This is a genomic window from Massilia sp. CFBP 13721, from assembly GCF_014842025.1.
Classification (GTDB): Bacteria; Pseudomonadota; Gammaproteobacteria; order Burkholderiales; family Burkholderiaceae_D; genus Telluria.
The window spans coordinates 116490-140433 of record NZ_JACYUY010000017.1 but is presented as its reverse complement, the minus strand read 5'-3'; the positions used below and the strand labels follow the sequence as shown (position 1 = coordinate 140433).

Here is a 23944-nt window from a genome sequence, read left to right as displayed (position 1 = left end):
CCGCCCACGCGTTCAACGCACGGATGGAGCGGCGCGAGGTTTCCGGAGCCGGTTGAACGCGTGGGCGGCGCATGTGGTCGGAGTGGAGCCGCCCATCTTAGCGGTATCTCAGGGACGCCGCAGGCAATGCGTCACGTGAAATAATATTTCATTTGCATGACTTCAATGAAATATTCTTTCATCACAGCATCAGCCGGAACTTGCGCACGCCCTCCTCGTCCGCCCGCATCACCTCGAACCCCAGCTTCTTCACCAGCCCGATGATCCGGTTATTCTGCGGCAGCGCCTCGCCGACGATTTCGCGGGTGCCGCGCAGGCGGCAGTAGTCGATCAGTTTTTGCATCAGGATCCGCCCCAGTCCCATGCCCTTCAGGTCGGAGCGCACCGTCACCGCGAATTCGGCGCTGACGTTGTCGGGGTCGGCCACCACGCGGCCCACGCCCAGCGTTTCGGGCAGGCCGTCCGGTCCGGGGCGGGTGGCGATGAAGGCCATTTCGCGGTCGTAGTCGATCTGGGTGAAGCGCGCCAGCTGCGAGGGCTGCAGTTCGCGGATGCGCACGAACATGCGGTAGCGCACGTCGTCGGGCGTGAGGGCGTCGAAAAAGCGCAGGTGCGCCGGGCCATCCTCGGGGCGCACGGGACGCAGCAGCAGCGCGCTGCCGCCGAAGTCGATCGTCGTTTCCAGCTCGCGCGGATAGGGGCGGATCGCCAGGCGGTCGAGCGTGCTGCCGGAATGGTCGGCCAGCGCCAGGCGCATGCGCGCATCGAGCACGATGGCGCCGTTGGCGTCGGCCAGCAGCGGGTTGATGTCGAGTTCGACGATTTCCGGGATGTCGGCCACCAGGCGCGAGACTTGCACCAGCGTGGCGACGATCGCGTCCATGTCGGCGGCGGGACGGTTGCGGTAGCCGGCCAGCAGGCGCGCCACGCGCGTGCGTTCGATCATGTCGCGCGCCAGCACCGCGTTCAGCGGCGGCAGCGCCACCGCGTAATCGTCCGCCACCTGCACCGCCATGCCGCCCTGGCCGAACAGGATCACCGGGCCGAACACCGGGTCGGTCGCCGCCCCCAGGATCAGTTCGTGCCCTTCGGGGCGGCGCGCCATCGCCTGCACAGAAAAGCCCTCGAAGCGGGCATCGGGGCGCAGCTCCTGCAGGCGCCGGCGCACACGCTGGGCGGCGGCGCGTACGGCTTGTTCGGAGTCGAGGTCGAGCACCACGCCGCCGACGTCGGACTTGTGCATCACGTCCGGCGACAGGATTTTCACGGCAACCGGAAAGCCGATCCCGCGCGCGGCGGCCACCGCTTCGTCGACCGTGGCGGCGGCGCGCGTGTCGACCAGCGCCATGCCGTAGGCGCGCAGGATCGCCTTGGTCTCGGGGTCGGTCAGCAGGTAGCGCCCGCCCGCCAGCGCTTCGCGCACCAGCGCACGCGCCGCGCCGCGTTCGTTGGCGCCGATGCTCGACACCGAGGGCGGCACCTGCATCAGGAGGGTCTGGTTCTGGCGGTAGTGGACGATCTGCAGGAAGCCGGCGACCGCGTCTTCGGGCGTGCCGAAGGTCGGCATGCCAGCCTGCGAGGCGATCGCGCGCGCCGCCGCCACCGAGTCGCCCCCAAGCCAGCAGGCCAGCACGTTGCGCGAGGCGCCCTTGGCCAGCGGCGCGATCGCGCGCGCGATGTCGGCGCTGTCGACGGTGGCGGTGGGCGCATGCACGACCAGCACGGCGTCGGTGCCGTCGTCCTTCAGCAGGATTTCCAGCACCTGGCGGTACAGATCCGGTTCGGCGCCGCCGTGCAGGTTGAGCGCGCCCGTGGCCGCGCTGGGCGTCGCGCGCGGCAGCACGGCGGCCAGGCGTTCGCGCGTCGGCGCCGACAACTCGGCCGCGCGCCCGCCCGCGCCTACCAGCGCATCGAAGGCGAGCAGGCCGGGGCCGGCGCCGTTGGCGACGATCGCCAGGCGTTCGCCATGCAGCGGCTTCGCGTGGGCCAGCGTTTCGACGGCGGCGAACAGTTGCTCGGTGCTGGCCACGCGCAGCATGCCGGCGCGCCGGATCGCCGCGTCGAAGACGTCGTCCATGCCGGCCAGCGCGCCGCTCTCGCTGGCGGCGGCACGTACACTGTTCGCAACGCGCCCGGCCTTCAGCACCAGCGTCGGCTTGCTGCGCGCCGCCGCGCGCGCGGCCGACATGAACTTGCGCGCATAGCGCAGGTGCTCGACGTACAGCAGGATCGAGCCGGTGGCGCCGTCGCTGGCCAGGTAGTCGAGCACGTCGCCCAGGTCGACGTCGGAGGAGTCCCCGAGCGCGATGAAATGCGAAAAGCCGATGCCGCGCGAGCGCGCCCAGTCCAGCACCCCGGTCATTAGCGCGCCCGATTGCGAGACGAAAGCGATCCGCCCCGGCAGCGCGCCGCTGTGGGCGACGCTCGCGTTCAGGCCGAGGCCGGGCGCCAGCAGGCCGGCGCTATTGGAACCGAGGATGCGCAGCAAATACGGATGGGCGGCGTCGAGCATGGCCTGCTTGAGCGAGCGGCCGCCGCTGTTGCGATCCTCGCGCGCCTCGGCCAGGCCGGCGCTGAGCACCACCGCCGCGCGCGTGCCCTTCTCGCCGAGCTGGCGGATGATCGCCGGCACCGTGGCGGGCGGCGTGCAGATGACGGCCAGGTCGGGCGCGCTGGCCAGGTCGGCCACGGAAGCGACCGTCGGCAGGCCGGACAGCTCGCTGTACTTCGGGTTGACCGGGTAAATGGCGCCGCGAAAGCCGCCTGCGATCAGGTTGCACAGCAGCGTGGCGCCCAGGCTGCCGGGACGGCTGGAAGCGCCCACCAGCGCCACCGAGCGCGGCGCGAACAGCTTGTCGAGATTGCGGACGCTCATGGCCGGCGCTCATTGGAACGGCGGTGCACGGCAGCGCCCGCAGCAGTGTGAGCCGCGGACGGCGAATTCGCTAGACTCGATAGCACCCCGGCCTCCACTCTTCGAACATGACCAATAATAAAAACGCCGCCACCACAAGCTCCGCCACGCCCGACAGCCGCAAGGTCATCTACGCCGCCATCGTCGCCAATCTCGGCATCGCCACCGCCAAATTCATCGTCGCCGCCCTCACCGGCAGCGCCGCCATGCTGGCCGAAGGCATCCACTCGGCGGTCGACACCGGCAACGAACTGCTGCTGCTCGTCGGCGAAAAGATCAGCGCGCGCAAACCCGACGCGCGCCATCCGTTCGGCTATGGCAAGGCAGTGTATTTCTGGGCGCTGATCGTCGCACTGTCGGTGTTTTCGCTCGGCGGCGGCCTGTCGATCTACCACGGCATCCACAGCCTGCAGGCGCCCGAAGCGCTGACCGACCCGTTCTGGAACTACGTCGTGCTGGGCGTCGCCTTCCTGTTCGAAGGATACAGCTGGAACGTTTCGCGGCGCGCACTGAACAGCAACCGCCGTCCCGGCGCCACGCTCTGGCAGACGGTCCGGGCCAGCAAGGACGCTTCGGTGTTCACCGTCTTCATCGAGGATAGCGCGGCCCTGCTTGGCCTGCTGGTGGCCGGCGCCGGCATCTTCCTCGGGCACCTGCTCGACAATCCGTACATCGATCCGGCGGCCTCGATCGTGATCGGCCTGCTGCTGGTGGGCGCGGCCTTTACGCTGGCGCGCGAGACCGGCGCCCTGCTGGTCGGCGAAAGCGTGGGCATCGAGCAGACCGGCAAACTGAAGGAGATCTTCCGCGCCGACCCGGCCATCGAGACCGTCGGCCAGCTGATGACCATGCAGCTAGGGCCAGACGACGTGCTGCTGACGGCGGCGGTGCGCTTCAAGCGCGGCATGCGTATCGACGAGGTCGACGTCGCGATCGCACGCCTGGAACGCGCCGTGCGCGACTTCGATCCGGCGATTGGGCGGGTTTATTTCGAGGCGGCGGCGCTGCGTTCGGCGATGGGCTGATCGCCCGCAGGGAGGGCGCGCAGTTCGGCGGATTGGCTCAGGAGTTTTGCCATGAGTTCGTCGACGATGCGCTCGACCTGCTCGCGGCGCGGCGGCGCCGCCCACCCGGCATCGGCTTGCGCCTGGCGCAGGGCGTGCGCCTGGACCAGCGACGCGGCACGCACCGCGGCGTACACGCTCGCGTCCTGGACGTTCGATGCCCGACTGACGAAACGCAAACGCAACCCGTGGTCGACCAGCAAGCTACCGTCGAGGAAGCGGTCGATGCCCATGTCGAACAAGACCTTCGTGATCACTTCGGCGGCGCGTCGGGACAGCGCTTGCCGGCTCTTGCGGCGGTAGAGAAAATACGAACTGCGCAGCAACTGCATGAACCACGACATCGGACTACCTTGTAACTTCTTGCGGCGCCTATTGTAACAATTGCAGCAACTGTTGGCAGAGCGCCACGCCGGTCCTGCCGAGCCGGCGTGCTAAAATATTTCGGTGAATACTTTCCTGCGCTCGCTGATTGTCTGGCTGCTCCTGCTGGCAGTGCCCCTGCAAGGCATGGCGGCGGTGGCAATGGGCGCGTGCCTGCCGCAGCATGGGGTGCCGCTGCCAGCGCCTGCGCACGCCATGCCGGCGCAACTGCACAGCGCGGAGCAGCCTCCCTGCCATGAGGCCGCCATGCGCACGGCGGCCCCCGAACACGAACAGCCGGCGCCGCATCACAAGGCGGGCAAGTGCGGCACCTGCTCGGCCTGCGGCATCGGCAGCGCGGTGCTGCCCACGTTCCTGCCGCAACTGGCGGCCCATGCGCCCGCCGCCGCGGCCAGCCCGGCCGCCGCCAGGCACCTGCCTTCGGTCCACCTCGCCCAGCCGGAGCGACCTCCCCGCCCTCGCCTCGCCTGAAACCTAGCTGGCCGCCGCTGCGCGGCTCTGTCGAACGATTCTGTCGAGGATGTCATGACCTTCGTCTCCACGCTTTTCCGCGTGGCCGCGCCGTGCCTGCTGGCCGGCGTTGCCCACGCATCCCCTGTACCCGTACCTGCCGCCGACGGCGGTGTTCCGGTGCGCGCCACCGTCTACACATCGGCCCTGCCTTATCGGCCCGCCGCCCCTGAAGCTGTCCGTCCCGACCAGGCCTGGCGCGAGCAGAACCGCATCGTCGCCGCCTACGATTCGATGGCGCTGACCATGGGCGCGCATGCCGGCCATGCCGCGCCGGCTGCCGATCCGCATGCTGCACATGCTGTTGCGCCAGACGCCCACGCCGGTCACGGCGCGATGCACGGCGCTGCGGCCAACGCGCCTGCCGATCCGCATGCCGACCACCGGATGCCTGCCGCACCCGCGCCGTCAAAGGAGGCTGGGAACCATGCGGATCATGGCGCTGCGGCCGCCCCCGCACCCGCCGCGCACCAGCACGGAGGCCAGCCGTGAGCGGTCGCGGCTTCCCCTTGGGCGGCGGCGCCGTGGCGGCATTTGCCCTACTGGCCGGCTGCGCCGGCGTCACGCCCGACGGCGGCTTCGATGCCGTCGCCCAGCGCGCGCAGGAACGCGGCGGCCTGTCCCCGCGCATCGTCATGAACGAGACCGACGCGCGCGCCGTCGCCGACACCACGCGCGCGCTCCTGGCGCGCCCGCTCGACATGGAGGGCGCGGTACGGATCGCGCTCCTCAACCATCCCGGCCTGCAGGCGAGCTACTGGAAGGTCGGCATCGCCCAGGCCGACCTGGCCCAGGCCGCGCGCCTGCAAAATCCCGCCTTCGGCTTCAAGCGCATGGCCGGTGGCGGCGAGGTCGAGATCGAGCGCTCGCTGGGATTCAACCTGGTGCAGGCCCTGACCCTGCCGCTGGCGCGGCGCGTGGAAAGCGGCCGCTTCGAAGGGGTGAAGCTGGCGGTGGGCGCTGGCATCGAGCGCCACGCCGTCGAGACGCGGCGTGCCTGGACCGATGCGGTGGCGGCGATCCAGGGCCTGGACTACGCGCGCCGCGTGCATGCGGCGGCCGAGGCCAGCGCCGAGCTGCGGGGCCGCATGGCGCGCTCCGGCAACGCCAGCCGCCTCGACCTGGCGCGCGAACAGGTCTTCCAGGCCGAAGCCGCGGCCGCCGTTGCCCGCGCCGCCCAGCACGCGGTGGCCACGCGCGAACAGCTGACGCGCCTGCTCGGCCTGTGGGGCGACGACACCGCATTTACCCTGCCCGAGCGCCTGCCCGACCTGCCGGCCGCGCCGGTAGACCTGCCCGACCTGGAACGGCGCGCGCTGGCGCAGCGCCTGGACGTGGCCGCGGCGCGCCAGGATGCCGCCGCTATGGCGAGCAGCCTGGGCTTGAGCCGCACCACCCGCTTCGTCAACGTGCTGGAACTGGGCGCGGCGCGCAAGAGCGAGACCGGCATGCCTGCCGAGCGCGGTTACGAGGTGTCGATCGAACTGCCGCTGTTCGACTGGGGCGGCGCCCGCAGCGCACGCGCCGAAGCGCTCTACATGCAGTCGCTGCGCCAGGTCGCCGCGACCGCGGTCGATGCGCGCAGCCAGGCGCGCGAACGCTACCTCGGCTACCGCGCGGCATGGGACCTGGCGCGCCACTACCGCGACGAGGTCATCCCCTTGCGCAAGCGGATCTCGCAGGAGACCCTGCTGCGCTACAACGGCATGCTGGCCAGCAGCTTCGAGCTGCTGACCGACGCGCGCGAACAGGCCGGCGCCGTGAATGCCACCATCGAGGCGCTGCAGGCATTCTGGCGCGCCCATGCCGATCTCGAGGAAGCCATCGGCGGCCGGGTTGTCCACGCGGCCCATGCCGCGCCCGCCACCGCTTCACCGCACAAGGAACACGCAGAATGAGCTCACGTCGTACGTTTTTGAGTAATGCCGGCGCCGCCATGGTCGGCGCCTCGCTGGTCAGCCGCGCCGGCGCCGCCACGCTGCCGGAAGCCCCGGTCCAAGCCTCCGGCGGCACGACCGCGCCCCTCGCGCCGCCGAACGGCCGGCCCTACAACCCGGTTGTCACCCTGAATGGCTGGACGCTGCCCTGGCGCATGAAGGACGGCGTCAAGGAATTCCACCTGGTGGCCGAACCGGTCGTGCGCGAGCTCGCGCCCGGCATGCAGGCCAACCTGTGGGGCTACAACGGCCAGAGTCCGGGGCCGACGATCGAGGTGGTCGAAGGCGACCGCGTGCGCATTTTCGTCACCAACAAGCTGCCCGAACACACCAGCATCCACTGGCACGGCCAGATCCTGCCCTGCGGGATGGATGGCGTCACCGGCCTGACCCAGCCCGGCATCCCGCCCGGCAAAACCTTCGTCTACGAATTCGTGGCGCGCCACGCCGGCACCTTCATGTACCACCCGCACGCCGACGAGATGCAGCAGATGGCGATGGGGATGATGGGTTCCTGGGTCACGCATCCGAAAGACATCCGCCAGCACGCGGTGGACCGCGACTACGTGCTGCTGCTGGGCGCCTACGACATCGAGCCGGGCAGCTACACGCCGCGCACCAACACCATGCTCGACTTTAACCTGTGGACCTTCAACAGCCGCGTCTTCCCCGGCATCGACCCGATGGTGGCCGGACTGAACGAGCGCGTGCGCATCCGCGTCGGCAACCTCACCATGACCAACCACCCGATCCACCTGCACGGGCACCGCTTCGAGGTGGCCGGCACCGATGGCGGCTGGGTGCGTCCCGAGGCGCGCTGGCCGGAAGTGAGCGTCGACATCGCGGTCGGCCAGATGCGCGCGATCGAATTCGTGGCCGACAACCCGGGCGACTGGGCCTTCCACTGCCACAAGTCGCACCACACGATGAACGCGATGGGTCACGAGGTGCCTAACCTGATCGGCGTCGACCACCGCGGCGTGGCGCAACAGATCAACGACCTGATCCCGGGCTACATGGTCATGGGCGACAAGGGCGGCGCGATGGGCGACATGAAGATGCCGCTGCCGGAAAACACGCTGCCGATGATGGACGGGCGCGGCCCCTTCGGCCACCTCGACATGGGCGGCATGTTCACGGTGCTGAAGGTGCGCGACGGCCTGAAGCGCGGCGACTACCGCGATCCGGGCTGGTACAGGCATCCGGCGGGGACGGTGGCGCGCGAGTGGACTGGCGCGGTGCCGGTGGCGCCGCAGGCGCCGGGAAGCGCGACGCCTGCCGACAGCCAGCCCGCCAAGGTACGCAAGCCGACGTCGCATAAACACTGACGTAGGGTGGACGGCTCTACCCGGCTGCGTGCATGCCGCAACCGGTGACGCCGTCCACGCGTTCACTCACGCGCGGGCGGTCACCGGGTAGCCTGCTTCATCGATCGCGGCCGCGATGCGCTCCACGTCGGCCTTGCTGTCGATCCGCACCTTCCTGGTCGCCAGGTCGATCTCCACCTTCGCGTTCGCATCGAGTGCCTGCACGGTCTTCGTCACGCGTCCCACGCAATGGCCGCAGCTCATGCCTTCCACAGTCAGTTCAAGCATCTTTTCTTCTCCAGTCGAATCAAGCGCCGGCACAGGGCCGGCAGAATGGGATACCGCCGGCCGCCAGCGGCGCAGCAGCAGCGCATTGGCCACCACGCTCAGGGAACTAAGCGCCATCGCCGCCCCGGCCAGCATCGGGTTCAACTGGCCGAATGCCGCCAGCGGAATGCCGACCAGGTTATAGACAAAGGCCCAGCCCAGGTTCTGGCGGATCTTGCGCCAGGTACGGTGCGAGATGTCGATGGCGTCGGCCACCAGGCGCGGGTCGCCGCGCATCAGCGTGATGCCGGCCGTGTGCATCGCGACGTCGGTGCCGCCCGCCATGGCGATGCCGACGTCGGCCGCGGCCAGCGCCGGCGCGTCGTTGATGCCGTCGCCGACCATCGCCACCGTCGCGCCCCCCGCCATCGCCGCGCGCACGGCGTCGGCCTTGTGCGCCGGCAGCGCCTGCGCCGTGTAGCGTTCGATGCCGAGCGCCTCGGCCACTACCCGCGCCGCCCCCGGATTATCGCCGCTCAAGAGCATCGGCGTCACACCGATGGCTTTCAGGCGCACGACCGCCTCCTGCGCGCCTTCCTTGAGCGTGTCGCCAAACGCGAGCAGGCCGAGCACCTCGATGGCACCCGGAGTGCCGCGTGCCAGCAGCGAGACCGTGCGGCCGTCGGCCTCGTGTCGGCTTGCCGCCGCGCGCAGCGGCGCCAGGTCGCCGCCGAGTTCCTCGATCAGGCGCGCGTTGCCGAGATAGACCGTCGCGCCGTCGACCTCGGCCTGCACGCCGCGTCCGGCCAGGGCGCGCGCGTTGGCGGCGGCCGGCACATCCAGGCCAAGTTGGCGCGCGTGGGCCATCACCGCATGCGCCAGCGGGTGCTCGCTGTGCTGCTGCACGGCGCCGGCCAGCCGCGCCACCAATGCCGCGTCGAAGCCTTCAATCGCCACCACCTGCGGGCGTCCCACGGTCAGGGTGCCGGTCTTGTCGAAGACGACGGTATCGATCGCATGCGCGCGTTCGAGCGCCTCGGCGTCGCGGATCAGGATGCCGTGGCGCGCGGCGGCGCCGGTGCCGACCATGATCGCGGTCGGCGTCGCCAGCCCGAGGGCGCAGGGACAGGCGATCACCTGTACCGCGACCGCGTTCAGCAGCGCCGCTTCCCAGTCGCCCGTGGCCAGGCCCCAGGCCAGGCACACGAGCACCGACAGCAGCAACACGGCCGGCACGAAGACGGCGCTGACGCGGTCGACCAGGCGCTGCACCGGCGCCTTGACCGCCTGCGCATTCTCGACCTGGCGGATGATCCGCGCCAGCATGGTCGCGGCCCCGACCGCGGTCACCTCGACCAGCAGCAGGCCTTCGCCATTCACGGCGCCGCCGCTCACGCGCGCGCCCGGCTCCTTCGCCAACGGCAGGCTTTCGCCGGTCAGCAGCGACTCGTCGAGATGGCTGCGGCCCTCCACCACGCGGCCATCGGCGGCGACGCGCGCGCCGGGACGCACCACCAGCAGGTCGCCCACTTGCAGCGCTTCGGGCGCGATGGCCGTATCGACGCCGCCGCGGCGCACGATCGCCTCTGTCGGACGCAAGCCTTCGAGCGCGCGGATCGCTTCCACCGTCTGCCCCTTGGCGCGGGCTTCGAGCCACTTGCCGAGCAGGACCAGGGTGATGACGACCGCCGACGATTCGAAATACAGGTGCGCCGCATGATGCGTGCCTTCCCGCAGCAGCAAATACACCGACAGCGCATACGCGGCGCTGGTGCCGATCGCCACCAGCAGGTCCATGTTGCCGCTGCCCGCGCGCAGCGCCTTCCAGCCGGCCCGGTAGAAACGCGCACCCAGCCAGAACTGCACCGGCGTGGCCAGCAGCCACTGCAGCCAGCCCGGCAGCGCCCAGTCACCGCCGAGGAATTGAACGAACATGGGCGCGGCCAGCGGCGCACTGAACAAGGCTGCCAGCGCGACCGGCCACCACGTCGCGGGCGCGCTGTCCGCTCCCTTTGCCGCGCTCGCCTCGTTGCTGGCCTCGTAGCCGGCCTTGCGCACGGCCGCGATCACGGCTTCCGACGCAGCCGCGCCCTGCACGCTGGCGCGTTCGGTTGCCAGGTTGACGCTGACCTGGGCCACCCCGGGCACCGCGCGTATGGCTTTCTCGACACGGGCGACACAGGAGCCGCATGTCATGCCGGAAATATCAAAGCTTGCCGCGACGGGCCCTGCAAACTGTCCGCTGTGCTTGTTCATGGTCGCTTCTTTTCAATCCATTCAGAGTCAGCCTTCCCCGGAAGTTCAGGCCACGCCGCGCTGCGTTGATCCAGCGCTGAGCGATGCCCGCCGTGCGAACTAACTGTCGGGTTACCTATCGAAGAGTTAGCTCGTCAATAAGCGCCAATCACCAACTCAGCCAGCCCATGCCACCTGGAGAATGCATGAACACCTCAATCCGCTATTGTATGGCGTTGCTCGCCTGCTTGCTGGCCACGGGCTGCAGCCGCCTGGCAGAGGAAGACGACACCCAGGCTGAAGAGGCCCACGTCGCCGTCGTCGAGCAGGCCCAGGGCGTCACGCCCTTCATCGTCAACCTCGTGCTGAAGCTCGACGAATTTGCCCATCTCGACAACGTTTCCTACACCATCGCACCCAGGCCGGGCACGTTCTCGAAGCCGGTGGCCGTCACTTATACCCGCGCCTGGATCGAGCGCAAGGGGGCCTGGAACGCGGCCGACAAGCGCCTGGCCCTTGCCGTCTTCGGCCTCTACGCCAATTACCAGAACAGCGTCACCGTCACGGCGCGCTTTCGCGACCAGTCGACCCACGTCGAGCGCCTGACGCTGGCGGCGCCCGCCTATACCGGGCCGGGCGCGGTCTATACCACGCCGCAAGTACTCACCGCGCGCAGCGCGTCAGTGTCGCCGGGCTTCGACTACATGATGGTCCAGAATGGCGTGACCACGCCGGCCGTGCTCGATACCGACGGCAACCTGCGCTGGGTGGGCGCCGGCCCGAGCGACTCCATCTCCTCGCTCTTCAACACCGACTCCTTCCTGGTCGGCAGCCCGACGACGCCCGAACTGTACCGCGTCGAACTGGATGGCAGCTACGCCGCGCGGCCGCTGGCCTCGACTCGCTACACCAACTTCCATCACGATTTCACGCGCGGCAAGACCGGCTTCCTGGCCGAACTCGACGCGCTCGCCGGCGGCGTGCCGAAGGTCGAAGCGGACCTGGCCGAAATCAGCGAGACCGGCGAGATCATCAAGGAATGGGACATGGCCGCCATCTTCCGCGCCGCCATGCAGGCCGGCGGCGACGACCCATCGAATTTCGTGCGCGACAACGCCGACTGGTTCCACATGAATTCGGCCATCTACAACGCGGCCGACGACTCGCTCCTCGTTTCGAGCCGGGAAAATTTCGTCGTCAAGCTCGATTACGCGACCGGCCGGATCAAGTGGCTGCTCGGCGACACCACCAAGCACTGGTATGTCGACTATCCGTCGCTGCGCGCGCTGGCGCTCAAGCTTACCTCGGGCAAGGCGCCGGTCGGCCAGCATTCGCTATCGATTGCCGCGAATGGCGACCTGCTGCTGTTTAACAATGGCCTCGGCAGCCTGAACCAGCCCGCGGGCACCGCTCCCGGCATCACGCGCGACTTCAGCACGCCGTCGCGCTACGTGATCGATGCAAGCGCCCGCACCGCCGCCGAAACCTGGAGTTATGCACCGACGCCGGCCATCTATTCCGACATCTGCTCGAGCGTGTACGAAGGCGTCGCAGCGAACCATCACCTGGTCACGTATTCGGTCGCGGCGGGGCAAACCCGCACCAGGCTGGGCGCCCTGGACAGCACCGGCAAAGTCGCGTTCGACTACGAATATCCGGCCAACGTCTGCGCTGTCGCCTTCAACAGCAAGTCGGTGGACTTCTCCGACATCACCCTGAAGTAGCCGGGCCGGACCGTGCAGGCAAGGCCGGCAGCGCTGCCATCGGCAACATCAGGTAGCGCATGTCGGCACGGTCCACTGCTTGGCCGGCGCCGAGAAAACTGTCGCGTCCGAGCCGGCCTTGAACATTCGCCGGGTGGGTACGGCCCGGGAGTTGCAGCGGCCGCACGTCCTGCGCGCGCAGCACCAGCTGAATCTCGAAGCCGACGCTCGGCTCGGCGCAGCGGCCGAGGATGGCGCGCAGCGCCGCGCTGGCGTCGCCGCTGGGCAGGAAGCGGGCGAAGGTCGCCGCGTCGAGCGGACCGATGCGCAGGCGCGCGCGCAGGTCGGGGCGCCAGCTGCGCTCGCCCAGCAGCACGTTTTCGCCAAGCTCGGCATTGATGCCGAGCGCGGCCTGCTCGGCGCGCCCGAGGCGGTCCCAGTGCCCGACCGCTTCCTCCAGGCGCACGGCGACGCCGAAGAACGCGGACACGATCTGTTCGATCACGACCGCCGAACAGGGCCGTTGTGCGAGCATGCCGGCGAAATGCGCGACCAGGTGCGGCGGCGCGGCGTCCGACCGCGATGGCGATGATGATTCCGGGGCGCTTCCGGCCAGCGCTAGCAACAGCGGCCGCAGGCGATCGGCGCCGCCTGCCGGCATGTGCGCGATCCGGTTTTTTTGCCAGGCCCGCCAGAACAGCGCCAGCATGCGGTTCGAGACCAGGTCGAGAAAGGTGCGCGGCGCCGCGTCGTGGCCGGCGCTTTGCCAGGCGGCGATGCGTTCGGTGACGTGCGCCGGCAGCACGCCGTGCGCACCGAGCAGTCCCATGAAGGCCGGGGTGATCGTGAAGCGATGGCCGGCGTCCGCTGCCGCAGCATCCACTTCCGTGCGCGTATGCGCGATCGCTTCGATCTCGGAAGCCGGAAAGCCGAGCCCCAGGCTGTTCTCGAAGCGCAGGCAATCGCGCCAGGCCTGTTCCGGCGCCACCCCCTGACGCGCCAGCCAGGCCAGCAAAATCGACACCGCCTGCACGAATTCGAAGGCCTGCGGTTTGGCTAGCAGCCGCTCGATGACGCTCGCAGTTGTTCGGCGGTGCGTGGGGCGCATGCAAGGATCTCCTCTCCGGTCTGGTGCGACACGATCTCGAGCCGCGTAAAGCAGTTCAGCTGGCTGTTCAGCGCGAAATAGCGGTCCATCACCTGAGCGAACACATACAGCGCGCTGCCGGCGAAGGCTTCCTCGTCGAGCGTCATGCGGATGGCGACGCCCGGCATCAGCGCCGACACCGGGCGCGTCCGGAGCCAGGCGCGTACGCTGCCGTGCTCGAGCTTGAGGATGCCGGCGATCTGGCGCCGCGCCGCCGGCGAGCGCGGCAGGTCGTACAGGGCGAGCATCTTCTGCAGGTCCGGCAGCCCGGCATTGGTCAAGCCGGCATAGTTCAGCGCCAGGTGCGCGATCAGGCGCCAGTGGGCGCCGTCGCCATGTGTGAAGCGCCAGCTCGGGCTCGGTTTGCGCAGCAGGGTGAAGGGTGCGGCCCCGCAGGCCGACTCGGCCATCAGGTCGCCATGTGGCTGGCCGATACGCAGCTGCGCCGGCAGGTCGCGGTTGGTGCAGGTCAGTTCCGTCGAAATCGTCGCGTTGGCCGCTTCGTCGGGGCTGAAGTCGGGATCGCTGAGCGACAGCAGCAACGCGTGCCCGGGGCTGGCGGCGGCCAGCATCTCGTCGCGGCGCGCGCTCCAGAAATGGCCCGCTGCTCCTTGGTGAACTCTCTGCTGGTCGTGCTGCACAGCGTACAGCGGGCTGAATTCGGTCACGCTGGCAGTACCGCGCGCTTCGCGCACGACGCACACCCGGTCGATGCTGTGGATGTCGAAGGCGCCGGCGTGGGCGCCGTCGGCCGCCAGCACGTATTCGGCACGCGTATGCGTCAGGGCGATCGGATCGCCGGCCTTGCGAAACAGGTTGACCACCGGCGTGCAGCCGGGCAGCAAGTGGCGTGCGGCCAGGGGTGCGAGCAGGCGCGCGCTGTCGCCGTCGGCAGGAATTCCCGCCAGGCCCAGGTGCAGCGTGCAGCGCGTGCAGTCCGCGGGCAACTGGCGCGCCAGCGCCGCCAGGTCGACATCGATGAAATGGAATTTTTCCGGATAGGCGAAGTACTCGGTGAGCAGCCGGAAGGCCGGATGCGAGCGCGTGGACGTCGGCAGCAGGGCTTCCTCGTCGCCGAAGCCGGCCAGGCGCAGCGGCAGCGCCGCCAGCGGCCGCCAGGGCGTGCTGCCTTCGGCCTGGACCCAGGCGCCGCGCGCACGCATGAACAGCGCGTCGATCAGGGCCGCGCGCAGCGCCGGTTCGGCGTCGACGAACAGGCGCACGCTGCCGAATCCGCGCGCGCACAGGCCGGCCACCGAACCTTTTACTTCGATGCCGATCGACAGCCCCGCCGTCACGCCGCGCGCCAGCTGCGCCGTGCGCGGCGCCGCAATCGGAACGGAAAAGGCCGCGTCGACGATCCGCAGCGGGCCGGTCAGCACCGGATAGACCGTGCGGAACTGGCACACCGTGCCGCCCACCGGAGTGCTGCGCAGCGGCGTGCCGCGTTCAATGCACGCAAATTCCCCGCCATCGTGGCTGGACGACACGATGCGCGCCACTGAATAGGACGGCAAGGGGCGCAGATAATGCGGATATAAACTCTCGAGCAGCGCCTCGGTGAACTTCGGGTAATCGTCGTCGAGCCGCTTGTGGATGCGCGCGCTCAGCAGCGCAACCGACTGGATCAGCCGCGCCACGCTCGGATCGTCGTAACGCTCGCCGGTAATGTGCAGGTCGCTCGCCGGCTTGGGGAAGCGGCTGCGAAATTCGCGGGCATGGTGGCCGAACAGTCCCAGCTCTTCCTCGAAATACCGTAGTAGCTCGTCCATACCCGCTCCGTGCTTGCTGGAAACAGACTATGCTCCCATCGCCGTGCCGCCGTGGCTTTGACTGGCGATAAGAAGCGCGCCCGCCATACAGGTCTACTCGGGGCCGATCGGTACCGGTTATTCGAGACCGCGCTTTGATCTGGCGCAAAGATTCTATCGGGAGTAAATGCAAACTGGCTGGATCACTCCGTGCATCCTGCTTCCGATAGCCCCGTTGCTCCCTTCCGCCCACCATACGGCCGCCGCCGCCCTGCGCCGCGCACGCAAGCTCCTGTTCGTTCGCCTCCAGCGGCACGCGACCCTGCCTGATGCCAAATTCAGCGCCGCGTTCGAGTCGGTGGTCGTCGCCATCGAAGTCGGCCTGGCGCACGAAGAAGCCGTCATGGAAACGCTCGGCTTCGATGGCTTGCACGAGCGCCGCGCCGCCAACGCGCTGCTGCTCGCTTCGCTGCACCGCATCGTGACGCAGGTCGAGGCGGGCGACGCCGCGCTGGGCCGGGCTGCGCTGGCGGCTGCCTGCGACTTGCTGTCGATACACAGGCTGACAACCGACCTCGCGCTGGTCCTGGCGCGGCCGCTCGTTGCGGCGCCCGGCCACCTTCGTCCAGGCCGGCCAGCGGGGAGTCTTGTCGCGCGCAAGAAAAAGAGTTGATGGATGCGGTGGCTAGCGGCAGAGGTAGGGTGGACTGGTTTCCCGTCCATGCGTCCAGCAAGCGCTATCTGTACTATTACCCTGCCTGCTTGAACGCGTGGACGGCAGAGCCGTCCACCCTACGGACAGATACGTTGCTATTCAATGTTGTACGAGACGATATTCACTGCAGCTACCGAACGGATGCGTACGTAGCGCGTGGACTCGGGAGTCCACCCTACGTTAGTGATGAGCCAACGAAAAAAAGGCACCTTGCGGTGACCGAGTCACTGATCAAGCATGGGATTCGCCCACGTTCCGCGGGCCGCGGTTGCGCGAGTACGCGCAACCCTTCGAATCCCACGCGCAAGGCGCGCAGGCGCCTTGCTCGTCTCCGCCAAGTTACAAAAGAAAAAAGCCACCTTGCGGTGGCTTTTCTCTTTTGTAACTTGGCGGAGACGGTGGGATTCGAACCCACGATACGGGTATAAGCCATATGCATCCTTAGCAGGGATGTGCCTTCGGCCACTCGGCCACGTCTCCAATCAACTCCAGCAAACTGCGCTAGCGCTGAGTGCAAGCATCTTAATGGCCGGTGCCGGATTGGTCAAGGCGGCGCGGCCAAAAATAAGGAAAAAGTTAAGCTTTCTCCAGATCAAACGCTTTATGCAGGGCGCGCACGGCCAGCTCCATGTATTTCTCGTCGATCAGGACCGAAATCTTGATCTCGGAGGTCGAGATCATCATGATGTTGATGCCCTCTTCCGCGAGCGTGCGGAACATCTGCGAGGCAACGCCGACGTGGCTGCGCATGCCGACGCCGACGGCCGACACCTTCGACACCTTGGCGTCGCCGACGATGCGCGTGTAGCCGAGCTCGTCGCGCTGCGCTTCCAGCACGGCCATGGCACGCTGGTAATCGCCGCGCGAGACGGTGAAGGTGAAGTCGGTCTTGCCGTCGACCGACTGGTTCTGGATGATCATGTCCACTTCGATATTGGCATCCGATACCGGGCCCAGGATGTGGAAGGCGACGCCCGGCTTGTCCGGCACGCCCAGGACGGTGATCTTGGCTTCATCACGGGTGAATGCGATACCGGAGATGACGGCTTGTTCCATGTTGGTTTCTTCCTCAAACGAAATCAGGGTGCCGGACTTGGCTTCTTCTTCCAAGGGCATCAGGGGGTTGGTCAGCGACGACAGCACGCGCGTCGGGACCTGGTAGTTACCGGCGAACTCGACCGAGCGGGTCTGCAGCACTTTCGAGCCGAGCGAGGCCAGCTCCAGCATTTCTTCGAACGTGATCTTTTCCAGGCGGCGCGCTTCGTCGACCACGCGCGGGTCGGTCGTGTAGACGCCATCGACGTCGGTGTAGATCAGGCATTCGTCGGCCTTCAGCGCGGCGGCGATCGCCACGGCGGAGGTATCGGAACCACCGCGGCCCAGCGTCGAGATGTTGCCCTCTTCGTCCATCCCCTGGAAACCGGTGATGATGACGATCTTACCCGCGTCGAGGTCGGCGCGCACGCGCGTGTCGTCGATGGACTGGATGCGCGCCTTGGTGAAGGCCGAATCGGTACGGATGCCGGCTTGCCAGCCGGTATAGGAGACGGCGTCCTTGCCGATGGCCAGCAGCGCCATTGCCAGGAGGCCCACCGACACCTGCTCGCCGGTCGAGGCGATCATGTCCAGCTCGCGCGGATCCGGCTGCTCCATGATTTCCTTGGCGAGGCCGATCAGGCGATTCGTTTCGCCCGACATCGCCGACGGCACCACGACGATTTGATGTCCGGCGTCGTGCCACTTGGCGACGCGCGCCGCGACGTTCTTGATGCGGTCCGTCGAGCCCATCGACGTACCACCATATTTGTGGACAATTAATGCCATAAAAGGAAGCTTCCCAGCGTGGAGAGGGTGAAAAGGGAACACTTACTCTAGCATGTTGCACTGCAAGATCACAAGAAGGGAAATCCGAAAAGCTATATGAAAAGAAAATAAAGTAATACGCTTTTCGCATAGAAATTATTCGGGCTTCGCCTCCCAGCGCAAACTGACGGGCTCGGCAGCGTCATCGCTAACATGATGGCAATCCATGCCCAGCCCCGCCGCGAACAGCAGGTCGCGCCCGCTGCTGACGATCGGCAACCGGGCCCGTTCCCAGGCCGGAATATCGGCCGCCTGGTAGTGCGCCTTGAGGCCGCGCGTCGGGCGGTTCGGCGCCAGCTTGAGGCGCTCGCCGCCCTTGCGGAAATCGATGACCAGGTGCTGCGCGCGCAGCCAGGCCGGATCGAAGCCGACCGCTGCCGGCTCGACGTGCAGCACGCCGCCATAGGCCGGAAACGCCAGTTGCGCCTCGCCCTGCCAGCGGAAGGATTCGCCGTGTTTTTCGATGATGCCTTCGTCGTCCGGATCGCGCATCCCGGCGAGGTCGGCCAGTTTCGGTGTGATATAGAGCCGATCGCGGTGGCGCCGCAGGTGGCAGGCCGGGTGCGTCACCAAGAGTTGGGCGTCGTGGCGCGCTTCGATCAGTTGCGCCACCAGTTCGACCAGCCAGGCGGTCGACGGCATCGCCAGGCCGCGGCTGGCGAACCAGTGGCGCAGCAGGTTGTAGACCCGGTCCAGGCTCATGCTGCGCAGGCGCGCCACGTCGATGGCGCCGTCGACCAGCGCCAGCACGAGGTCGCCCTCGGCCAACTCGGTTAGCAGGCGCTGGGCCGACTGGGCATGCGCCGCACTGCGCGCGAAGCGCTGCTGGAAGCCGGGAAAGGCGTCGGCCAGCGCCGGCATCACATGGTGGCGCAAGGCATTACGTGCATAGCGCGTGTCGCTGTTCGATTCATCCTCGACCCAACTGAGTCCGGCTTCCCGTGCGTAGGATTCGAGCTCGGCGCGCGCCAGCGGCAGCAGCGGACGCGCCATCACCAGGTCCGGATTGCCCAGCAGTTCGGGCGCGCTGTTGGCCGCATCCATGCCCGATAGTCCCGCCGGACCGGAGCCGCGCAGCAATTGTAGCAGCACGGTTTCAGCCTGGTCGTCGAGGTGGTGCGCGGTCAGCAACAGGGTGGCGCCATGCGCGCGGCACATGTCGCCGAGCGCGCGGTAACGCAGCTTGCGCGCCGCCGCCTCGGTACCCGCGCCGCCGCTGTCGACCGCGACGCGGCGGTGATCGGCACGCACGCCGAGCGCGGCGGCGGCAGCCTCGACATGGCGCAGCCAGGCGTCGGCATTGCTGCTCAAGCCGTGATGAACGTGGAAAACGAAGAGCGTGTGCCCCTGCGCACGGCACCAGTCAGATGCCAGCTGCAGCAAGACCATCGAATCGAGGCCGCCGCTGCAGGCAATCGCAATCGTGGCGGGGGAAAACTGCATGCGCAAGGTGTCGATCGCACGCGTAAAAACGGCCGGGACGGACCCGGCCTTGGTACTACCAACTAACTTATTCACGCAACACGACTCACTCTTCGGTCGGCAGGGTTTCCTTGAACTTGCCGTACGCCATCAGCTTCTGGTGACGGGCTTCGAGCAAGTCCTTGGTTTTCATGCCCTGGAATTGGCGCAGGGTATCGGCCAGCGCGCGCTTGAGCATCTGCGCCATGCTGGCCGGATCGCGATGGGCGCCGCCCAGCGGTTCGGTGACGATCTTGTCGATCACGCCCAGCGCCTTCAGGCGGTGCGCGGTCAGGCCCAGGGCCTCGGCGGCGTCGGAGGCGCGCTCCGACGTCTTCCACAGGATCGAGGCGCAGCCTTCCGGCGAGATGACCGAATAGGTGGCGTACTGCAGCATCAGCACCGCATCGCCGACGGCAATCGCCAGCGCACCGCCCGAACCGCCTTCACCGATGATGGTGGCGATCAGCGGCACTTTCAGCTCGGCCATGACGTACAGGTTGTGGCCGATCGCTTCCGATTGCCCGCGCTCTTCGGCATCGATGCCGGGGAAGGCGCCCGGGGTGTCCACAAAAGTGAAGATCGGCAGGTTGAACTTCTCGGCGACCTTCATCAGGCGCATCGCCTTGCGGTAGCCTTCCGGACGCGGCATGCCGAAGTTGCGCATCGCGCGCTCCTTGGTGTCGCGCCCCTTCTGGTGGCCGATGACCATGCAGGCCTGGCCATTGAAGCGCGCCAGGCCGCCGACGATCGACTGGTCGTCGGCGAAGCTGCGGTCGCCGCGCAGTTCGTGGAAGTCGGTGAAGATCGCGTTCACGTAATCCATCGTGTACGGACGCTGCGGATGGCGCGCGATCTGCGAGACTTGCCAGGGCGTGAGCTTGGCGTAGATGTCCTTGGTGAGCTGCTGGCTCTTCTTGTCGAGGCGATCGATCTCTTCCGAAATGTCGACAGCGGAATCGTCCTGGACGAAGCGGAGCTCTTCGATTTTCGAGTCGAGCTCGGCAATAGGCTGCTCGAAACTGAGGAAAGTAGTTTTTGTCATTGGACCTCCGGGGTTGTTCTGTGGCCTGGGCGCGCCGGCAAGTACACGGCGCGCAGTGGCGAGGTGGCGTTCTATTTGGCGTTATTCTACCGTACCGGACGCCGCTGCGGACGCCAAACCGGATGGCGCGCCCTGCACCGGCGCCGGATCGAGGCTGCGCCACAAGTACCAGGTGGCGACGGTGCGCCAGGGTTCCCAGTTGGCCGCGACTTCGCGCGCATCGCTGCGCGAGACCGGCTCGCCGGAGAAGTAATTCTGGCTGATGCCCTGGATCAGGCCAGGGTCGTCGAGCGGCAGCACGTTCGGGCGCAGCAGGTTAAAGATCAGGAACATCTCCGCGGTCCAGCGGCTGATGCCGCGGATTTGCACGAGTTCGGCGATCACCGCCTCGTCGTCCATCTCGGACCACAGGTTGGCATGCACGCGCTTGGCCTTGAAATGGTCGGCCAGGTCGAGGATGTATTCGGTCTTGCGTTTCGACAGTCCACAGGCGGACAAGCCCTCGGCGCCGAGCTTGATGATCTGCGCCGGGGTCAGCTTCGGGCAACAGGCGTTCAGCTTGGCCCAGGCGGCGTCGGCCGCTTTCGGCGTGACCTGCTGGCCGACGATCGAACGCGCCAGCGTGGTGAACGGGTCCGGATGCCCCTTCAGGTGCATGTCGCCGAACTGCGGGATGAGGCGCTTCATGATGCGGTCGCGCCGCATCAGCTCTTCCTTGGCTTCGGCCCAGTACGCGGGCACCTCGAGTTCCGGCGCGCCGCCGGCGCCGTTGTCCTTTTCCGCTGCCATCATGCGCGACGCCAGTTCGTCGTCCCGTCCGGCTTGTCTTCCAGGATGATCCCGGCGGCCACCAGCTCGGCGCGGATGCCGTCGGCCTCGGCGAAATTGCGCGCCTTCTTGGCGGAGGCGCGGGCTGCGATCAGGTCGGCGATCTCGGTTTCGCCCAGTCCGCCCTGCCCCGCACCAGCACGCAGGAACTCCTGCGGGGCGCGCTGCAGCAGGCCGAGCACGCCGGCCAGCGCCTTCAATTGACGCGCGCTCTCGACCGACTTGGTGCGGTTGACTTCGCTGGCCAGGTCGAACAGCTCGGCCACGGCCAGCGGCGTATTGAAATCGTCGTCCATCGCGTCGCGGAAACGCACGGCATTGGCCTGGTCCCAGTCGACGGCGAGCGGCGCGTCGCCGAGTTCGACGTCGGCCAGCGCCGTGTACAGGCGCGTCAGCGCGCCCTTGGCGTCGTCGATGTGGACGTCGGAATAATTCAACGGGCTGCGGTAGTGCGCGCGCGCGATGAAGAAGCGGATCACTTCGGCATCGTATTTCTTGAGCACGTCGCGGATGGTGAAGAAGTTGCCCAGGGACTTGGACATCTTTTCGTTATCGACGCGCACGAAACCGTTGTGGATCCAGTAATTGACCATGGGCGCGCCGAACGCGCCTTCGCTCTGGGCGATCTCGTTTTCGTGGTGCGGGAACTGCAAATCCTGGCCGCCGCCATGGATGTCGAAGTGTTCGCCCAGCAGCGCGCACGACATGGCCGAGCACTCGATGTGCCAGCCCGGGCGGCCGCGGCCCCATTTCGAATCCCATTTGGCTTCGGCGGGCTCCGATTCCTTGGCCGCTTTCCAGAGGACGAAGTCGAGCGGATCGCGCTTGCCGGTGTTGACGTCGACGCGCTCGCCGGCGCGCAGGTCGTCGAGCGACTTGCCGGAGAGTTTGCCGTAGCCGTCAAAGCTGCGTACGGCGTAATTCACGTCGCCGTCATCGCTTTTATAGGCCAGGCCCTTGGCTTCCAGCTGCTCGATGATCGACAGCATGCCAGGCACGTGTTCGGTGGCGCGCGGCACGAAGCTGGCCGGCAGGATGCCGAGCGCGGCCGTGTCTTCGTCCATGTACTTGGTGAAACGGGTGACCAGCGAGGACAAGGTTTCGCCGTTCTCGACCGCACGCTTGATGATCTTGTCGTCGATGTCCGTGATGTTGCGCACGTACTTGACCTCGTACCCCGATTCCATGAGCCAGCGATAGATGACGTCGAAGGCCATCATCATGCGCGCGTGGCCGACGTGGCAGTAGTCGTAGACGGTCATGCCGCAGACATACATGCCGACCTTGCCGGCTTCCATCGGGACAAATACCTGTTTTTCGCGCGCCAGCGTGTTGTAAATCTTTAATTGGCTCATTGGTGTGATGAATCGAGAGGGGATCGGATGCCTGGCGCAGAACAAAACCGGGCACGTACGCCGTTCAGCGCGTGCCGGGAATCAATCTTTGCGTCGGGACCGTCTACCGCTCTGTGCTGTTCTTATTTGATAGAATGGGGACGTTCTGCGCAAAGTATAGCATTGATAAAATCCCGACTGGCCGCATATGGCTCAGGTTTATTTTTCTGTAAAAGCCTTGACAGGGCTTTGCGCCACGTCCACCGAGGAGACCACTCCATGCATGCACAAAAACAATCCCGCCGAACCCTCTTCCTGCGCCTGACCGGCGCCGCGCTGGCCCTGAGCTTTGCCGGCAGCGCCTTTGCCGCCGAGAATCCACAAGTGGCGATCAAGACGACCTTGGGCGAGATCGTGGTCGAACTCGACGCCGAGAATGCGCCGAAGAGCACGGCAAATTTCCTGCAATACGTGAAATCCGGTTTTTATAAAGGCACGGTATTTCACCGCGTAATCGACGGTTTCATGATCCAGGCGGGTGGCTATACCGAGAAACTGATCGACAAACCAGGCGCTCGCAAGCCGATCCCGAGCGAGTCGAAAAACGGCCTGTCGAACAAGATGTATACAGTCGCCATGGCGCGCACCGGCGACCCCAATTCGGCCACGTCGCAATTCTTTATTAACGTCAACGATAATAGCGGCCTCGATTATCCGGGCCAGGATGGTGTCGGCTATACGGTATTCGGACGCGTGGTGCAGGGCCAGGAAACGGTCGACAAGATCAAGGGCGTGATGGTCGACGACATGCGCGGCATGCAGAATGTGCCGGTGACGCCGATCTTCATCAGCGCCACTACCGTGCTTTCGGGAGAGAAACGGGTGAAATGAGGTGTTAAATGAGTCGTGAAATACGTTGTAAAATACGCGACTTGCACGTTTGATCAACAAATAGAACAGGATTTCCCATGACCTCCGTACTGCTGACCACCAACAAGGGCAATATCACCATCGAACTCGACGCCGAAAAAGCGCCGAAGACCGTTGCCAACTTCCTGGACTACGTGAACAAGGGTCACTTCACCAACACGATCTTCCACCGCGTGATCAAGGACTTCATGATCCAGGGCGGCGGCTTCGAACCCGGCATGAAACAGAAGGCGACCGACGCCACCGTCGAGAACGAAGGCAAGAACGGCCTGAAGAACGACAAGTACACGGTCGCCATGGCCCGTACCTCGGCGCCGCACTCGGCATCGGCCCAGTTCTTCATCAACACCAAGAACAACGACTTCCTGAACTACCCGGGCCAGGATGGCTGGGGCTATGCCGTGTTCGGTAAAGTGACTGCCGGCACCGACATCGTCGATGAACTGAACAAGGTCGCGACCTCGCGTTCGGGCATGCACGCCGACGTGCCGGTCGAGCCGATCGTCATCGAAAAAGCCGAAGTCGTACAGTAATCCAGTAAAGTAGTTT

19 protein-coding genes and 1 tRNA gene are annotated in these 23944 nt (G+C 66.8%); 9 read left to right on the top strand and 11 right to left on the bottom strand.

From position 1 onward, the window contains the following. Positions 1 to 181 precede the first annotated feature (181 nt). Positions 182 to 2875, bottom strand: a complete 2694-nt coding sequence (locus tag IFT60_RS16925) for a bifunctional acetate--CoA ligase family protein/GNAT family N-acetyltransferase (protein ID WP_192053622.1) — start codon at positions 2873 to 2875, stop codon at positions 182 to 184. Between the two features lie 107 nt (positions 2876 to 2982). Here IFT60_RS16925 and IFT60_RS16920 point away from each other — a divergent pair, with 107 nt between their 5' ends. Next, entirely contained in the window at positions 2983 to 3939 is a 957-nt protein-coding gene (locus IFT60_RS16920; protein ID WP_192053620.1) for a cation diffusion facilitator family transporter, read from the top strand. Here IFT60_RS16920 and IFT60_RS16915 read toward each other — a convergent pair. Beyond that, positions 3900 to 4322 (bottom strand): hypothetical protein, encoded by a 423-nt coding sequence (locus IFT60_RS16915; protein WP_192053617.1) that lies wholly within the window; start codon positions 4320 to 4322, stop codon positions 3900 to 3902. The genes IFT60_RS16920 and IFT60_RS16915 overlap by 40 nt on opposite strands. 103 nt (positions 4323 to 4425) lie before the next feature. Between IFT60_RS16915 and IFT60_RS16910 the strand changes: the two genes are divergently transcribed. The 4 genes from IFT60_RS16910 to IFT60_RS16895 are packed head-to-tail and all read left to right on the top strand — an operon-like array spanning position 4426 to position 8137. Beyond that, the gene (locus IFT60_RS16910) at positions 4426 to 4833 is read left to right on the top strand and encodes a hypothetical protein (RefSeq protein WP_192053615.1); all 408 of its coding nucleotides are present in this window, start codon (positions 4426 to 4428) and stop codon (positions 4831 to 4833) included. A 54-nt stretch (positions 4834 to 4887) separates the two neighbouring features. Then, positions 4888 to 5364 carry a hypothetical protein gene (locus IFT60_RS16905; protein WP_192053613.1) on the top strand — a complete coding sequence of 159 codons (477 nt, stop codon included), beginning with the start codon at positions 4888 to 4890 and terminating at the stop codon, positions 5362 to 5364. Beyond that, entirely contained in the window at positions 5361 to 6770 is a 1410-nt protein-coding gene (locus IFT60_RS16900) for a TolC family protein (RefSeq protein WP_374001075.1), read from the top strand. Before IFT60_RS16905 ends, IFT60_RS16900 begins: the two co-directional genes overlap by 4 nt. Further along, positions 6767 to 8137: a multicopper oxidase family protein gene (locus IFT60_RS16895; protein WP_192053611.1), complete on the top strand. Its 1371-nt coding sequence runs from the start codon at positions 6767 to 6769 to the stop codon at positions 8135 to 8137. The genes IFT60_RS16900 and IFT60_RS16895 overlap by 4 nt, the downstream gene beginning before the upstream one ends. 66 nt (positions 8138 to 8203) lie before the next feature. Here IFT60_RS16895 and IFT60_RS16890 read toward each other — a convergent pair whose 3' ends face one another. After that, positions 8204 to 10639: a heavy metal translocating P-type ATPase gene (locus IFT60_RS16890; RefSeq protein WP_192053608.1), complete on the bottom strand. Its 2436-nt coding sequence runs from the start codon at positions 10637 to 10639 to the stop codon at positions 8204 to 8206. 185 nt (positions 10640 to 10824) lie between these two features. Between IFT60_RS16890 and IFT60_RS16885 the strand changes: the two genes are divergently transcribed. Then, a complete protein-coding gene (locus tag IFT60_RS16885) occupies positions 10825 to 12342 on the top strand; it encodes an aryl-sulfate sulfotransferase (RefSeq protein WP_192053606.1) in 1518 nt (505 codons plus the stop codon). Here the strand turns inward: IFT60_RS16885 and tssG are convergent. Both tssG and tssF read right to left on the bottom strand, forming a co-directional pair. Next, positions 12329 to 13429, bottom strand: a complete 1101-nt coding sequence (gene tssG / locus IFT60_RS16880) for a type VI secretion system baseplate subunit TssG (RefSeq protein WP_192053604.1) — start codon at positions 13427 to 13429, stop codon at positions 12329 to 12331. The two genes, IFT60_RS16885 and tssG, sit on opposite strands and share 14 nt — an antisense overlap. Further along, a complete protein-coding gene (tssF, locus tag IFT60_RS16875; RefSeq protein ID WP_192053601.1) occupies positions 13378 to 15240 on the bottom strand; it encodes a type VI secretion system baseplate subunit TssF in 1863 nt (620 codons plus the stop codon). The genes tssG and tssF overlap by 52 nt, the downstream gene beginning before the upstream one ends. 214 nt (positions 15241 to 15454) lie before the next feature. Here tssF and IFT60_RS16870 point away from each other — a divergent pair, with 214 nt between their 5' ends. Further along, positions 15455 to 15892, top strand: coding sequence for a hypothetical protein (locus IFT60_RS16870; protein WP_192053599.1), 438 nt, complete (start codon positions 15455 to 15457; stop codon positions 15890 to 15892). A gap of 429 nt (positions 15893 to 16321) precedes the next feature. On the opposite strand, the gene IFT60_RS16865 is transcribed toward IFT60_RS16870, so the two are convergent. The 6 genes from IFT60_RS16865 to cysS all read right to left on the bottom strand — a co-directional run bounded on the left by IFT60_RS16865 (position 16322) and on the right by cysS (position 22486). Next, positions 16322 to 16414 (bottom strand) — tRNA-Ser (locus tag IFT60_RS16865). 96 nt (positions 16415 to 16510) lie between these two features. Beyond that, complete coding sequence (locus tag IFT60_RS16860) at positions 16511 to 17758, bottom strand: aspartate kinase (protein WP_192053597.1); 1248 nt, start codon at positions 17756 to 17758, stop codon at positions 16511 to 16513. 135 nt (positions 17759 to 17893) lie between these two features. Beyond that, complete coding sequence (tilS, locus tag IFT60_RS16855) at positions 17894 to 19255, bottom strand: tRNA lysidine(34) synthetase TilS (protein ID WP_524537866.1); 1362 nt, start codon at positions 19253 to 19255, stop codon at positions 17894 to 17896. A gap of 70 nt (positions 19256 to 19325) precedes the next feature. Continuing rightward, entirely contained in the window at positions 19326 to 20303 is a 978-nt protein-coding gene (locus IFT60_RS16850; protein WP_192053592.1) for an acetyl-CoA carboxylase carboxyltransferase subunit alpha, read from the bottom strand. A gap of 81 nt (positions 20304 to 20384) precedes the next feature. After that, the gene (locus IFT60_RS16845) at positions 20385 to 21092 is read right to left on the bottom strand and encodes a DNA-3-methyladenine glycosylase family protein (protein ID WP_192053645.1); all 708 of its coding nucleotides are present in this window, start codon (positions 21090 to 21092) and stop codon (positions 20385 to 20387) included. Then, positions 21092 to 22486 carry a cysteine--tRNA ligase gene (gene cysS, locus IFT60_RS16840; RefSeq protein WP_192053590.1) on the bottom strand — a complete coding sequence of 465 codons (1395 nt, stop codon included), beginning with the start codon at positions 22484 to 22486 and terminating at the stop codon, positions 21092 to 21094. The genes IFT60_RS16845 and cysS overlap by 1 nt, the downstream gene beginning before the upstream one ends. Before the next feature lie 258 nt (positions 22487 to 22744). On the opposite strand from cysS, the gene IFT60_RS16835 reads away from it, so the two are divergent. Together IFT60_RS16835 and IFT60_RS16830 are read left to right on the top strand one after the other, a co-directional pair. Next, positions 22745 to 23356: a peptidylprolyl isomerase gene (locus IFT60_RS16835; protein ID WP_192053587.1), complete on the top strand. Its 612-nt coding sequence runs from the start codon at positions 22745 to 22747 to the stop codon at positions 23354 to 23356. Between the two features lie 77 nt (positions 23357 to 23433). Then, the gene (locus IFT60_RS16830) at positions 23434 to 23928 is read left to right on the top strand and encodes a peptidylprolyl isomerase (RefSeq protein ID WP_192053585.1); all 495 of its coding nucleotides are present in this window, start codon (positions 23434 to 23436) and stop codon (positions 23926 to 23928) included. The last annotated feature ends 16 nt before the right edge of the window (positions 23929 to 23944 follow it).

Bases quoted from the DNA above. Each gene is read 5' to 3' on its own strand.
- IFT60_RS16850 (WP_192053592.1), bottom strand. From the start codon at position 20,303: ATGACAAAAACTACTTTCCTCAGTTTCGAGCAGCCTATTGCCGAGCTC.
- IFT60_RS16845 (WP_192053645.1), bottom strand. From the start codon at position 21,092: ATGGCAGCGGAAAAGGACAACGGCGCCGGCGGCGCGCCGGAACTCGAG.
- IFT60_RS16925 (WP_192053622.1), bottom strand. From the start codon at position 2,875: ATGAGCGTCCGCAATCTCGACAAGCTGTTCGCGCCGCGCTCGGTGGCG.
- tssF (WP_192053601.1), bottom strand. From the start codon at position 15,240: ATGGACGAGCTACTACGGTATTTCGAGGAAGAGCTGGGACTGTTCGGC.
- IFT60_RS16885 (WP_192053606.1), top strand. From the start codon at position 10,825: ATGAACACCTCAATCCGCTATTGTATGGCGTTGCTCGCCTGCTTGCTG.
- tssG (WP_192053604.1), bottom strand. From the start codon at position 13,429: ATGCGCCCCACGCACCGCCGAACAACTGCGAGCGTCATCGAGCGGCTG.
- IFT60_RS16890 (WP_192053608.1), bottom strand. From the start codon at position 10,639: ATGAACAAGCACAGCGGACAGTTTGCAGGGCCCGTCGCGGCAAGCTTT.
- IFT60_RS16920 (WP_192053620.1), top strand. From the start codon at position 2,983: ATGACCAATAATAAAAACGCCGCCACCACAAGCTCCGCCACGCCCGAC.
- IFT60_RS16905 (WP_192053613.1), top strand. From the start codon at position 4,888: ATGACCTTCGTCTCCACGCTTTTCCGCGTGGCCGCGCCGTGCCTGCTG.
- IFT60_RS16915 (WP_192053617.1), bottom strand. From the start codon at position 4,322: ATGTCGTGGTTCATGCAGTTGCTGCGCAGTTCGTATTTTCTCTACCGC.
- IFT60_RS16835 (WP_192053587.1), top strand. From the start codon at position 22,745: ATGCATGCACAAAAACAATCCCGCCGAACCCTCTTCCTGCGCCTGACC.
- IFT60_RS16895 (WP_192053611.1), top strand. From the start codon at position 6,767: ATGAGCTCACGTCGTACGTTTTTGAGTAATGCCGGCGCCGCCATGGTC.
- IFT60_RS16830 (WP_192053585.1), top strand. From the start codon at position 23,434: ATGACCTCCGTACTGCTGACCACCAACAAGGGCAATATCACCATCGAA.
- IFT60_RS16860 (WP_192053597.1), bottom strand. From the start codon at position 17,758: ATGGCATTAATTGTCCACAAATATGGTGGTACGTCGATGGGCTCGACG.
- cysS (WP_192053590.1), bottom strand. From the start codon at position 22,486: ATGAGCCAATTAAAGATTTACAACACGCTGGCGCGCGAAAAACAGGTA.